The organism is Pandoraea sp. B-6, from assembly GCF_000282835.1.
Classification (GTDB): Bacteria; Pseudomonadota; Gammaproteobacteria; order Burkholderiales; family Burkholderiaceae; genus Pandoraea; species Pandoraea cepalis.
This window is the reverse complement of sequence record NZ_KB290537.1, coordinates 29,015-42,177: the sequence shown is the minus strand read 5'-3', so window position 1 is coordinate 42,177 and position 13,163 is coordinate 29,015. Positions and strand designations below refer to the sequence as shown.

The following is a 13,163-nucleotide window of genomic DNA, read 5'->3' as shown; positions in this document are numbered from 1 at the left end:
GTCGTGGCGTGCGATGTTGATCGAACGCAATGGCGCTGCCTGTGTACCGTCTATGCTATTAACGATTCATCGATAAGGATCGCCGTGCCCGGCGACTTCGACCATGGAACCTGTCTCCCAACTGCTGTCGCCCCATGGCTTTCCCAAGCCATTCCAGCGGATCCTCGTTGCCGTCGATCCCAGCGGCGCGTCGCTGAACGCCATTCCGTATGCCGGCCATTTCTGTTCGCCGGACACGCAGGTGCTGGTCCTGGGATTCTTCGAGGACCCCGAGGCCTACCTGACGCCCCACTCCCGTACGCCGGCCGATGTCAGCGCCGCGTTCGACGAACTCCGCCGCGACGAACTCGTGGCGCTGGAGGGCGCGCAGGCGGTATTGCAACGTACTGGCGCACAGGTGCACAAGCGGCTGCTCGGGCCTGCGCTGGGCAATCGCGAGATCTCGGCGGGTATTGCCCGAGTGGCCGACGAATGGAATGCCGACCTGGTGGTCGTCGGCGCCGAACCGGCCGCCGGCATCGCCGCCCTGTTGGGCACCAAGGTCTCCGCCGCACTGGCCGAGCACACCCACCGCGCCATCCTCATGATTCCCAAGAAAGCGACGGAATCGTCACTGCACCACGCGCGTCGGATCCTGTTTGCGGTCGACGGTAGCGAGGCATCGCTGCACGCGGTGCGCGTGGGGATGCAGGTGGCCCCGCCGCATTCGAGCCTGCTGGCTATTTATGTCGAGGACCGCGGGGTCGACGTGTCCGAATTGGAGGAATCCCTGCTCACGCCAACGCCCGCCGTCCCCCGGGCTGAAAATGCACTCGCGCAAGCCTCGGCGATCATGACCGAACTGGGCGCCAAGGGGAACATCGAGCGCCGTGTGTCGCACACGCGCCTGGCGGAAGACGTGGCCGCCGCCCTACTCCGGGAAGCGCAGGAATGGGAGGCGGATCTCGTCGTCGTGGGCGCGCAGGATCGTCATGGGTTGTTCTCATGGTTCAACGGTCATGAGAACGAGCGGGTTGCCCGCGCGATCGATCGCCCGCTGCTGGTCGTCAATCAGGCGGGCTGACGCGTCGGGGCGAGCCCCCCGCGTCCCGGGGTTGATCGCACCGCCGCACACCACGCACGCGCTATGGCGCGGGCGACTTGATAATGAGCACCGGCCGGTCGGCTCGCTGCAGCAGGCGGTTGGCCTCGCTACCGAGCGTGACGCGCGCGAGGCCGCGGCGTCCGTGCGAGCCGGTGACCACGAGATCTGCGCCCACCCGCCGAACCTCCGTCAGCAAGCGATCGGCAATGTGCATATGGCTGTCCATCAACGGTAGCGTCGCGAAATCGGCCGCAACACCCTCGCGCGCCAGAATGTCCAATGCCGCTTCCCGAACGGCCAACGTCTCGGCGTTGAGCGCGTTCTGCATGTCGGCCACCGACGGCAGTGCTGCCGCCATCAAGGGAAAATAAAGTGCCGGGTCGACTTCGACGTAAGCGACGCGAAGCCTGGCCCCGAGCGCCTTGGCGAGCCTCGCGGCGTGGATCAGCGCGGTTTCCGAGGGCGGACTGGCATCGAAAGCCACCAGTATGTTGCGGTACATGATTTCTTCCCCTTGTTTTGCATTCCTTCAACCACCGACGCCACGGCTATTCGCGCTATTCGCAGCGACGTTTCGATGGAACGGTAACGATATCGGCGTGACCAAACCCGCGGCTGTAGTCGAGCACCTGAAGCGCCCAGCATTCGAGCTTCACGATGGTGGAGCGACTCGAACCGTGTTCGGGAACGCGCGTCCACGCGTCTGGAAAACGCTCATCGAGCAGTCGCATCGCCAGTACACGCTCGGACGATTCGTCCGGCAAAATTTCGGCAAAGGCGTGGCCCGACAGCGCCTTGATGTCCGGCCATCCCACATAGGGCTTGTAAAGACAGAACGAGACCTGTGCGGCGCGCTCGATATTCGCCATCTTGCGGCTATCGCGCCCGGTGGCGAAATAGATGTCGAGTCCGTGATGGACGAAACAAACGACATCGGACTGCGTGTTCCCGTCCGCCATGAGCGTCGCGAGCGACAACTCCCGACACGAGTCCAGCACGTCCAGAATGACGGCCTCCAGGTCTGCGTTCATCAGGCTTCTCCTGCGTCTATCGTGTTCGCGTTGCGTGTGCCGCCCCATGGGCATTACCCGGCGCGCTTACTCGACCGTTAGCCGATCCACGACGGCGCATACGCCATGCGTGGTCATGGCCGCTCCCCGGATGGCTTCCTTTTCCGCCAGCGAATGGACCGTGCCGGTCAGCAGCACCTCGCCATTGCCCAGGATGGAAATGTCGAGGTGGCGCGCCTCGCGCTGCGCCTGACGCGCCAGCGCGGCGGCGATATGCCCGACAATTTCCGTGCGATGGGGCCCACTGAGCACCTTGATGTCGTTGATGACGCCCTTGACGCCGCGCAACGTACGAACGGCACTCTCGGCCAACACGCGCTGCGTGTAGGTCTCGACGTCGCCGGCCAGGGACACCCAGCCGTTCTCGACCTTGACGTGCATGCCGTCGTCCGGCAGGCCGGCGTGCCACTTCAGCACGGCAAGCGCGGCTCTTGCGATATCGGCATCGGTATGACGATCCTTCGACATCGGCACGACTTCCAGTCCGATCACAATCGCGCGCGCCCCCGCGACCCGCGCCGCGACGCGCTCGGCTTCGCACTTCTCAAAGAAACTCGCGACCTCGCCCGAGAGCGTGACAATGCCGTCGCGCACCTCGACGCCAATCTCGCTGGCATGAACGTTAGTGTCGCGCGCGAGTTCGTCCATCACGTCGCGCTGCAGTTGAGCATCAGTCTTCATGGGGTACTCCGTGCCACAGAATAGGGATGGCGCCATCGCAAACGTCGCTGACAGTTGCGGGTATCGCGCCGGGTTCTTTCACCTTAGCGCCTGAGTGGGCGCATTGCCGGCCTCTCTCGGCAGCGCTTGACCGACATCAATTTCATGCAGGACGTCACGCGCCGCACGCAAGCCGCGCGAGCTTGATTCGCATCAACCCGATGGCGGGAATCTCGCCGCCGAGCGGGCTGGCCGCGTTATAACAAAACATGCCTGCGCGGCAATCCGTCTTGTCGCAGGCGAATGCGCGGGTGACCCATGCGAGGAGGAAGGAAATGAGCTTACGGAGAATTTGTGTCCACATAGACGACACCGCGACGAGCGCGGCACGGCTGCGCTTCAGCGGGCTGCTTGCCCGCCACCATGACGCCAGTCTCGCGGGAATCTACGTGCCCCACCGCCCGGGCGCGGTGCATTCAGGACAACGCGAATCGTCCGGTGACCACTACCGGACGGAGGGGCGCGCTCAGACGGCGTTGCACGCGGCCGAGCATTTGTTCCAGGAGGTTTGTGCCGAACACGACATCGCCGGAGACTGGCATGCGCCGTTCGGCGCGCCGACGACCATCCTGTCGAACTTTGCCAAAGGCACCGACCTGTGCATCGTCGGGCAACCCGACTCACCGGGTGGGGTCGCCGCCCTCGGTGTCGATGGCATCGGCGACATCGTCGTCTCGGCAGGCGTACCGGTGCTCGGACTTCCGCACAACGTGACGCTGCCACAGGAAATCCGGCGCATCGTGATTGCCTGGAACGGCTCGCGTGAAGCCAGACGTGCGATCGGCGACGCCTGGCAACTGCTCGGGCGCGCACAGGACATCTTCGTCGTCGGCATCAACCGCTCCCCGGCGGGCGACGACCCGTCACTGACGGAGATCGTGCACCTGCTGGAGAAACACGGATTGCGCGCGAAGCCGGTGTCGATCCGACAGGACACCGAAGCCAGCGATGGTGTTCAGTTGTTGGCCGTTACCGAGGAGTACGAAGCGGACTTGCTGGTCATGGGCGCCTACGGACACGGCCCGACGCGTGAACTCGTGTTCGGTGGCGCAACACGCACGGTGCTCAAGCACATGTCCACGCCGGTGCTGCTGTCCCACTGACGTGATCCCGCACTGCAGTCGTCGGCGCGCCAGCGCTGTCGGCTGCGGTGATCTCCCACCGACTACATCAGCAGCATCGCCACAGCCGCCGCGCCCATCACTCCGGTAGCCATCCAGCCCAAGACGAGAATGGGCCAACGCGCCGTGAATTGACCCATCACCGATTTCCTCGACGCGAGCAGTAGTACGACAACCATCAGCGGCACCGCCACGACGCCATTGATGACGGCACTCCAGAACAATGCCTTCATTGGGCTGATCGGCGAATACTGGATCGCGGTGGCAGCGAGCATGCTGAGCGCGATAATGCCGTAGAAGCCGTGCGCGGCGCTGGGCTTGCGCTCGAGCCCCTCCTTCCAGTGCATGGCCTCGGCCATCGCATAGGCGCCGGACCCCGCCAGCACCGGCACCCCGATCAGACCCACGCTCACGATACCAACGCTGAAGAGCGCATACGCCAGGTCGCCGGCCAGCGGCCGCAACGCGCTAGCCGCCTGCGCCGCGGTATCGATGCTCCGGATGCCGCTGGCGTGGAGCGTGACGGCAGTCGCCAGCATCACGAAAAAGGCGGTGATGTCCGAGTAGAACATCCCGGTCCAGGTGTCCCATCCGATTCGCCGAAGCTCGCCGCTGGCAGCAACGGCGGCCACGTTATCGTCCTTCAGCGGCAACGCCGTGGGGTCCCGTTCCATCTCCTCCACCTCCTCCGAGGTCTGCCAGAAGAAGAGATAGGGGCTGATAGTCGTGCCGAACACCCCCACAATGACGGCCGCGCTGGCCGAATCGATGGTGAGATCGGGCCACAGCGTACGCATGGCCACCTGTCGCCACGGTACATGCACCGTCAACAGGACGGCGGCGTAGGCGAGCAACGACACGGTCAGCCATTTCAGGAAGACAACGTAGCGGTGGTAAGGCACGAAGACCTGCAGGAGCAGCGAGCCGAGCGCGAAGCCGATGGTCATCCAATGTCGATCGATGCCGCTGGTCAGTTCCGCCACCTCGCCCATCGCGGCCAGATCGGCCGCAATATTGAGCGTATTGGCAAAGAGGAGCAGGATGATCACGCCGCGCAGGACAATCGGCGGAAATGCCGTCTCGATATTGGCGGCAAGCCCTTTGCCCGTGACGCGACCGATGCGCGCGCAGATCAACTGCATGGCCGCCATCAAGGGGAATGCGAGCGGCATGGTCCACAGCATGTTGAGCCCATACTGCGCGCCCGCCTGGGTGTAGGTGACGACACCGCTCGGATCGTCGTCCGCGACGCCCGTGATCAGCCCGGGGCCCACGCGCCTGAGCGGATGCTCGTTCAGCCGTTTGCGCAGCCCCTGTAGCCACATCGACGACCGCTCACCCTGTGTTTCCAGCCCCATTCCCGCCCTCGCGACTCAAGACGCCTCGCGCGCCTGCCCTTGGCGCGGACTCGTGATTTCGGGCAACGTCACACTTACGAAACCGCCGATTCCAGGGCGCGCCTTGGCGCGTGGGCCTGCGAGGGGCCTCGGCCCACGCGCAGCAGGATCTGCGGATAGTCCCCGCTGCCTGTCATGGCACCGATGGCCGAGCGCAATGTCTCGACTTCGATCGGCTGGTTGAGGAACGAGGCATCAAACCCCTGGGACGTGAGCGTCAGTAACACCCGCTGCATGGCCTGCCCGGCCAACAGCCAGTTTTCAGGGTCGTCCGAGCGCGTTGCCAGGCAGACGAGCAAGGGCGAACCCTCCACAAGACGGCGGTGGCTTGCCGCCAGTCCGCCGCCGACGTCAAATGTACGCACGACGGTGGCCAGGATCGGAGACGCGAAGTCGAGCAGGCTTGCCGCGCTTGCCGAGTAGCTTGCCATGCCGTCATCGCGCCGCGCGGCATTGATCCACAATGCCAGTTCGCGGCGAAAGCGCGGATCTCCCAGTTGGATTCGATCCGCCTGATCGATCAGGTCGGCCAGTCGCAAGCGCTCCGCGTCGTTCGCTGTCGGGGCGAGTTGGGCGCCTTCCGCCTCGGCCGCCGCCTGTAGCGACGCGATCGTCGCTTGCGGCAGCGGCGCCGGGTCGAAGGCCTGACGATTGGTCACCCGATTGGGGATGGCCGCGAACAGCGCTGCAATCTGTCCGTCCACGAACCCCTCGTCCGAGATTTGCACACTCGCGAGCACGTCGGGCTCGGCGCTCGATGGCATGATCCGGATCACATACGGGCAACGGAAGTGGCTGAGGGCGACGCGCAGATTGAACAAGGCCGCCCCGCAACTGATCGCCAGCTCGCGGTCATACGTGTCGCTGACCGGCAACGCCCGGGTGCGGTCGGCACACAACAGGACCGTGTCGTCGCTGATCACAAAGCGCCACGGCTGCGTGTTATGCGTGGAGGGCGCGAGGATGGCGTATTGCAGGCAGAATCTCAGCCGCTCGGCGGCCGTCGCGGTTCTGGCGAACGCCTGATCGTCGACGGTCCACGCCTGGCGTAAGTTGTCCTTGGATCGGGGCACGAAAACCTCCTTTGGTCTAGGGCACGACGACACGGGTAGCGCGACGTGAAATCGGCCCGGCAGGCGCTTGGTGAGCGAGCTTATTGAGTTTATCGAGCGTTTCAAGCGTATTGAACGTATTGCCTGAAGTCTGGTGCAATGGCCGCGATTGCGCATTGACGAACGTCAATGGGCGACAGCGCCGCCCGCGAGGCGCCGCGGGCTTATCCACGGAAAATGTCGAACGGCTCGATCCGCAACACTTTGCGAATGCCGATATAGCTGGAAATCGCCGCGATCAGCAGCACCATCGTAAAGGAGAACGCGAGATTCCAGAACGTGGTGATGGCGGCGTAGTTTGGCAACGTGCGCTTGGCAAGGGCAATCACCAGCGTGACCAGGCCCACGCCGATGCCATATCCCGTCAATGCGGTAAATGCGGCCATGAACAGAATCATCTTCACCAGTTCGCTGCCTTTTGCGCCGATCGCTTTCAGCGCGCCGAATTTGTCCAGGTTTTCGAGCACGAACGAATAGAACGTCTGGCCCGAAATGGAGACCCCCACGATGAAACTGATGATGGTCATGAGCAGAATATTGGTACCGATGCCGGTCCGGTACGTGTAGAAGTTCGCAACGCGCTGATTGAACTCGTCCTTGGTGAGCGCGATGTAGCCCAGCTTGGCCACCTGCCGCTTGATGGCCGGGATCGCCGCCGGCGACTTGGGCTGCACGAGAATGTAGGAGATGGTGAAGCGCGTACCCGGGATGTATTCGACGGCCCGGCTGTACGTCGTATAGAGCGTTGGCACGCCGTTCAAACCGTTCGCGGAGACGTTCGCCAGGCCCACGACCACGCCGCGAAAGTCATTGATTTCGAACGTGGTGCCGATCGCCGGATGTTCCAGCTTGGCGATTTCCGGATCGTCGACGACCACGAACGCGTTGTCGGCATAGATGTCCAGAATGTCCCCCTTTTCCATATGCGGGCGGCCAAACAGACTCGCATCGTCGAGGCCGACCACGCTCACCGACTGGTAGACGCCGCTGGCCAGCCTGACCTGCGCGCCACCGATGTACAACGGCGCGGCATATTTGACACCGTCCATGCTCAGTACCGCGTCCAGCAGGAAATTGGGCAGCGGAAAGGCGGAGTTCGGTGTATTGACCGCGGGATCGATGACCCACATCTCGGCGCCGACATTCGTGACGGTCGAGTAGGCACGGTTCAGGATGCCCGCGAACATCGCCGTCATCTGCGTCATCAGGAAGACTGCGAACACGATGCCCACCAACAGGGCCGAGAACTTGGCCTTGTCGTTCACGAGCAACCGGAAGCCGATACGCATGATGCCGGTGGATTGCATGCTCACCCTCCCCGGATATCGGAGGCACCCATCATTGCTGCCCAATGAAGACGTCGACGAGCAGTCCCGGATAAATCCTCGGCAAGTCTGCCGTCTTGAACCGGAAAATGACGGGCAGGACACGCAGATCGACCTTTTCCCGGCGCTGGTTGGCCAACTCGATTTTCGGCGATACGAGCGGCTGTACGCGAACGAACTCCAGCGGTACCTTCAGATCGGTGCCTCGCACGGAGAGCTGCGCGCGGATGTGATCGGCCGCCGGGAGCCGCGACACCAGGATTTCATCGATGTAACAACGTACCGCCAGATAGTCTTGGGGCCCGCCCATGACAATCAGGGGATCGAACCCGGCCGTGTACGTATCGTAGACACCCTGCGAGGAGACATAGCTGCCCACGGTGGCGTTCAGTGCCAACACCACGCCGTCCGATTTGGCCGTGATCGCATATTTCTGCAATAGGGCGTTGGCCGCGCTATAGGCTTGGGACAGCGCGTCATATTGGTGCGCCTGATTGTCCACGTCATAGCGCCACGCGCCTGCGCGAATCAGCGCATATTGGCTTTGTGCGACTTCCAGTGCCGCGCTGGCCTGACCGACCGCGTCGCGGGCCGTATCGAGCACGTCTTTGCTGATCGAGCGGTTGTCCATCTCATAAGAGGCTCGCCGCTTGTCGTACTGGTCCTGCGCGGCCGTCAGATTCGCGCGCGCCTGGTCGACCTGCGCCTTGGCGACGGCCAGGGTTTCCTTCCTTGGCTCAGCCTTCAGTTGGTCGAGCACGACACCGGCTGCGAGCATCTGGGCGTGCAGCTGTTCGGTCGTGGCCCGTTGAACCGCATCGTCGATACGCAGCAACGTCGCGCCAGCGCGCACCTTGTCGCCTTCATGCACAAGCACCTGAGTGATGACGCCCGAGACCTCCGGGTACAGGTTGATATTGGCGCCCCCGCCCTGCTCGCTTTCCACGATACCGGTCGCGTAGATCGCGGCCGGATACGGATTGCTCACCGGCGTGAAGACGGGCGCTTCCGGCTTACGCTCGATCGAGAAAACGTAAGCGCCCAGCACGGCGGCAAGAATGCCCGCGCCGGAGACAATGAAGAGCCATGGGTTTTTCACGAAAGCCCCCCAGTCGCCGAGACGATGCGTCCGTCCTCCATATGAATGATCCGGTCCGCGTATTCGTTGATGCGGGCGTCGTGCGTCACGATGACGATGCATCGGTTCCGGTCCAGGACCTTCTGCTTGACGAAAGCGATGATCATCCGGCCCGTATCGCCGTCCAGCGACGCCGTCGGCTCGTCGAGCACCAGTATCTGAGGGGCGCCGATGATCGCCCGGGCAATCGCCACGCGTTGCTGCTCGCCGCCCGAGAGCTTGACGGGCACCACCTCGGTACGGTCCTTCAGTCCGACGATCGCCAAACTCTGGCGGGCCGCCTCGAGCGCATCGTTCCAGTTCCTGTGCTTGAGAATGAGCGGTATCGCCACATTTTCCGCGCTCGTCAGCCTCGGGAACAGGTGATAGTCCTGGAACACGAATCCGATCGTGTTCAGCCGAAAATCCGCCAGATCGTCTTTCGACAACGTCCAGATATCGCTGCCGCCCACCCACACCTTGCCGGCGTCGGGACGCAGGATGCCGGAGAGCAGGCTAAGGAGCGTGGTTTTCCCGCTTCCCGACGGTCCGACGATGAAGAGCATCTCGCCAAAATGGGCGACCAAGTCGACGGCATTGACGGCCGTCGTGCGGGCCGGCCCTTCCCCGAACCCTTTGGTCAGTCCGGTGGCGACGATGGCTTCGGTGACGGGTGCGCCGGGCATATGGATGAGCTTCCACGGTGACGAGCGAGCGTAGCGTCAGGACGCGAGGGGGACTCACGCGATCAACGACGACGCCCCGCCGCCGATCAGCCGCGCGCGGCGTTTTGCGCCGACGCCGCCGGCCTTGCCCTCGGCGCGCCCTGATCGACCGGATCCGAGAGTGAGCCGAACGCGCTCATCGCCGTTTGGGTCAGTTCGCCCCACGCCGTCCACCAATTGGCGGGGCTTTGCGTATCCATCGCCTCGCCTGCCGTCTCGGAGAACACCTGTTGCCATGCCTTCTGCGCCGCTGAGTACTGCTCGGCCCAGACCGTGGGCCCGCGGGCACTCATTTTCACCAGCCCTTGCCAGATCAGGTTCTGCATTGCCAACTGCTGATTCATGAAGGCAAGCTGGCTATTGAAGAGCGCGCTGAAATCCGACGCACTTTCCAGTGCACTGGCGAACGCCTTGTCGGCCTCGATCAGACCTTCGTCGGCCTTTAGCTGCATCTGCCGCAGACACTGCACGTTCTCAACCCAGTTCCTGTGAGCATCGAGCGCCGCGAACACTTGCGCCTTGCACAGACTCAAGGGGGGAGTCAGGGCCTTGGACATCGTCGCGTCTCCCGAATGGATTGCGGGTCACACGACGTGACCGCAACGCGCGAAAAAAATCGCCCGCCGAAGCGGGCAGAAACCCAACTTGCCTGCGTTCGGAACGGGGCCGTATCCGAACGCAAGTGCCGGAGGACCGGCAAGATCGGGTGTCGCTTGCGTCGGTTGTGTTGGAACCGGCGATGTCTCCACGATAGTCCGTTGCCGCGGCCCAGGCCTTGACATATCTCAACGTCGGCCGATGCGTTGTTCACAAGAAACACGGGGAGAGGCACCGTTTGATGCACGTCAACGTCTCACCGGACACCCGCCGCCTACCGCGCCTGCCGGCACTACGCTGGGAAGCTAAGGCACCGCTGATATCCGCCCTGAATCCGCGCTGACGGGACGCGCGTCCGTAGCGCTCTGCAAGGAATACGCACTGTGTCAGACGACATCGAGAAGTCACCGGAAGCAGAGGCCGTCGGTCGTCCCGATCTGCGAGGCTCGTCGCCGGGAGAAGCCGATACCCACGCCGACCTTCCGTTCACCGGACGCCGGCTGCGCGCCCGCAGCGTCCAAATCGACACATTGCGCGAAGCCGTTGCCTACCTTCGGCGCGATAGCCTGATCTGCCGCTCGGAAGGTTTCGCGGCGCAGACGCGTCTGCAGCTTGAATACGGGGCGGCAAGCGTCGTCGCAACGCTACAGACCGTGACGGGCGATTGGGTCGAACTCGACGAGATCGGTTTGAGCGAAGCCGCCCTGGCCGCGCTCGACGTGTCCGAGGGCGAATGGGTGCGCGTGCGTCACATGCCGCCGATCGAGTCCTTTCGCCACGTGCGAGGCCGGATGTTCGGCGAAGCGTTTACGCCCGCAGAACTCGATGAGGTGATCGGCGATATTGCCGCCGGCCGCTATTCCTCCATCCATATCTCGGCATTTCTGACCGCATGCACGGGGAATCGGCTCTCGGACGACGAGATCATTTCCCTCACGCGCGCGATGGTCGCCACGGGCGAAACCCTCCATTGGCAGGCGGAATGTATTGTCGACAAGCACAGCATTGGCGGGCTGCCAGGCAATCGCACCACCCCGATCGTGGTCGCAATCGTGTCATCGCAAGGACTGATCATGCCGAAGACGTCGTCTCGCGCGATCACGTCGCCCGCGGGGACCGCCGACACCATGGAAACGCTGGCCCCGGTCGATCTGCGTGCCGACGAGATGCGCCGGGTCGTGGACGCCGTCGGAGGGTGCATCGTCTTTGGCGGCGCGGCGGGCCTCAGCCCGGCCGACGACATTCTGATTCAGGTGGAGCGCCCGCTCGATCTGGACAGCGAAGCGCAGATGATGGCGTCCATCCTGTCGAAGAAGCTGGCCGCCGGCGCCACGCACGTGCTGATCGACGTGCCGGTCGGCCTGACCGCCAAGATTCGCTCTCAGTACGCCAGCACCCTGTTTTCCGAACGGCTGCGCACAATCGGCCGGGCGCTCGGACTCGATGTTTCGACCTATGTGTGCGCGGGCGACCAACCGGTCGGCCGCGGCATCGGCCCCAGTCTGGAGGCGCGCGACGTGTTGTCCGTGCTGCAAAATCGCAGCAACGCCCCGGCCGATCTCGCGGACAAGAGCGTGGATATCGCCGGCCGACTCCTGGAAATGGGCGGCAAGGCCCTGCCGGGCGAAGGCCAGGCATGTGCACACCGCATTCTGTCCAGTGGGCTCGCGTGGCGGCAATTCCAGAGAATCTGCGAGGCCCAGGGCGGCATGCGCGAGCCATTGGTCGGGCGGCATAGCAAACCCGTAACGGCCCGCCACAGCGGCGTGGTCACCGCCATCGACAATCGCCATCTGGCGCGGGTGGCAAAGCTGGCGGGCGCACCGGCCGCGCCGAGGGCGGGGGTGGTCTTCGAAGCCCCCATCGGAACCCACGTGGTTTCGAGACAGCCCTTGTTCACTATCTATGCGGAAAGCGAGGGAGAACTCGACTACGCGTACGAGTACGCGTGCCGCTTTCCAGCCATCGTCGCTGTGGGGGAATCATGAAGGATGTCGTGGTCTATTCCATGCCCGGAGATGAGTCCGTGGCACGATCGCTCGCTCACGCCGTTGCTTGTCCGGTGCAGCGCCTGGATATCCATCGCTTTCCGGATGGCGAACAACGGGTGGCGCTCGAAGGGCCTCTGAGCGGGAAGGCGGTCGTCATCGTCTGCGCGCTCCACCGCCCCGACGCCAAGATATTGCCCCTGATTTTCGCGGCGGACACCGCGCGAGACCTCGGCGCGCGGAGCGTCGTCCTCGTGGCGCCGTACTTGTGCTATCTGCGTCAGGACGCCCGGTTCCATCCGGGTGAATCCGTGTCCGCCTACAGCTTCGGCCGGCTACTCAGCGCCCACATCGATGGCCTGGTGACGATTGAGCCGCACCTGCACCGGCTTCCGTCGCTCTCGGCGGCCTATGCCGTTCCGGTGCGCTCTCCTCATGCCGTCGCCGCCACGGCCGAGTGGATCTCGGCGAACGTGCCGAATCCGCTTATCGTGGGGCCGGACGACGAAAGCGAAGCGTGGGTGGCACAGATCGGCGAGCGCATCGGCGCGCCATCGGTCGTCGCACACAAGACCCGAGAGGCCGACGCCAAGGTCAGTGTCCGGTTGCAGGTGCCAGCGACGTTGTCGAAACGCACGGCAGTCATCGTCGACGACATTCTGGCGAGCGGGCAAACGATGGTGGCCACCGTCAAGGCGCTGGTTCGCGCCGGCTTCGGCAACCCGGTCTGCATTGCCGTGCATGGACTGTTCGACGGCATCAGCGTCGACGATCTCGTCGCCGCTGGTGCCAGCCGGGTCGTGACGGCCAACACGGTGCCGCACGCCTCTAACGCCATCGATGTGACGCCGGCGCTGGCCGAGGCGTTGCGCGACCTGCTCGATACACTTCCGAAAGCGCCATGATC

13 protein-coding genes are annotated in these 13,163 nt (G+C 63.9%); 4 read left to right on the top strand and 9 right to left on the bottom strand.

Annotation, left to right across the window (positions count from 1 at the left end; translation table 11 throughout):
* Window positions 1-103: 103 nt before the first annotated feature.
* A complete protein-coding gene (locus A985_RS0116215) occupies window positions 104-1,063 on the top strand; it encodes a universal stress protein (protein ID WP_017234451.1) in 960 nt (319 codons plus the stop codon).
* 61 nt (window positions 1,064-1,124) lie between these two features.
* Here the strand turns inward: A985_RS0116215 and A985_RS0116210 are convergent, their stop codons facing one another.
* From A985_RS0116210 to A985_RS0116200, 3 genes are all read right to left on the bottom strand, one after another.
* Window positions 1,125-1,586, bottom strand: a complete 462-nt coding sequence (locus tag A985_RS0116210) for a universal stress protein (RefSeq protein ID WP_017234450.1) — start codon at window positions 1,584-1,586, stop codon at window positions 1,125-1,127.
* 55 nt (window positions 1,587-1,641) lie between these two features.
* Entirely contained in the window at window positions 1,642-2,115 is a 474-nt protein-coding gene (locus A985_RS27135) for a pyridoxamine 5'-phosphate oxidase family protein (RefSeq protein ID WP_017234449.1), read from the bottom strand.
* Window positions 2,116-2,181: 66 nt separating this feature from the next.
* Window positions 2,182-2,835, bottom strand: a complete 654-nt coding sequence (locus tag A985_RS0116200) for a BON domain-containing protein (RefSeq protein WP_017234448.1) — start codon at window positions 2,833-2,835, stop codon at window positions 2,182-2,184.
* A 314-nt stretch (window positions 2,836-3,149) separates the two neighbouring features.
* On the opposite strand from A985_RS0116200, the gene A985_RS25835 reads away from it, so the two are divergent.
* Window positions 3,150-3,977: a universal stress protein gene (locus A985_RS25835; protein ID WP_157211495.1), complete on the top strand. Its 828-nt coding sequence runs from the start codon at window positions 3,150-3,152 to the stop codon at window positions 3,975-3,977.
* 62 nt (window positions 3,978-4,039) lie between these two features.
* Here A985_RS25835 and A985_RS0116185 read toward each other — a convergent pair whose 3' ends face one another.
* The 6 genes from A985_RS0116185 to A985_RS0116160 form a co-directional block, all read right to left on the bottom strand.
* Window positions 4,040-5,353, bottom strand: coding sequence for an NRAMP family divalent metal transporter (locus A985_RS0116185; RefSeq protein ID WP_157211494.1), 1,314 nt, complete (start codon window positions 5,351-5,353; stop codon window positions 4,040-4,042).
* Window positions 5,354-5,427: 74 nt separating this feature from the next.
* The gene (locus A985_RS0116180; RefSeq protein WP_017234444.1) at window positions 5,428-6,465 is read right to left on the bottom strand and encodes a nitroreductase family protein; all 1,038 of its coding nucleotides are present in this window, start codon (window positions 6,463-6,465) and stop codon (window positions 5,428-5,430) included.
* Window positions 6,466-6,668: 203 nt separating this feature from the next.
* Window positions 6,669-7,811, bottom strand: coding sequence for an ABC transporter permease (locus A985_RS0116175; RefSeq protein WP_017234443.1), 1,143 nt, complete (start codon window positions 7,809-7,811; stop codon window positions 6,669-6,671).
* Between the two features lie 31 nt (window positions 7,812-7,842).
* On the bottom strand, window positions 7,843-8,928 hold the full coding sequence (locus A985_RS0116170; protein ID WP_017234442.1) for an HlyD family secretion protein: 1,086 nt from the start codon (window positions 8,926-8,928) through the stop codon (window positions 7,843-7,845).
* The gene (locus tag A985_RS0116165; protein WP_017234441.1) at window positions 8,925-9,632 is read right to left on the bottom strand and encodes an ABC transporter ATP-binding protein; all 708 of its coding nucleotides are present in this window, start codon (window positions 9,630-9,632) and stop codon (window positions 8,925-8,927) included. The genes A985_RS0116170 and A985_RS0116165 overlap by 4 nt, the downstream gene beginning before the upstream one ends.
* An 86-nt stretch (window positions 9,633-9,718) precedes the next feature.
* Window positions 9,719-10,228 (bottom strand): hypothetical protein, encoded by a 510-nt coding sequence (locus tag A985_RS0116160; protein WP_157211493.1) that lies wholly within the window; start codon window positions 10,226-10,228, stop codon window positions 9,719-9,721.
* A 423-nt stretch (window positions 10,229-10,651) separates the two neighbouring features.
* Between A985_RS0116160 and A985_RS0116155 the strand changes: the two genes are divergently transcribed.
* A complete protein-coding gene (locus A985_RS0116155) occupies window positions 10,652-12,256 on the top strand; it encodes a thymidine phosphorylase family protein (RefSeq protein WP_017234439.1) in 1,605 nt (534 codons plus the stop codon).
* Window positions 12,253-13,161: a ribose-phosphate diphosphokinase gene (locus A985_RS0116150; RefSeq protein ID WP_017234438.1), complete on the top strand. Its 909-nt coding sequence runs from the start codon at window positions 12,253-12,255 to the stop codon at window positions 13,159-13,161. Before A985_RS0116155 ends, A985_RS0116150 begins: the two co-directional genes overlap by 4 nt.
* Window positions 13,162-13,163 lie beyond the last annotated feature (2 nt).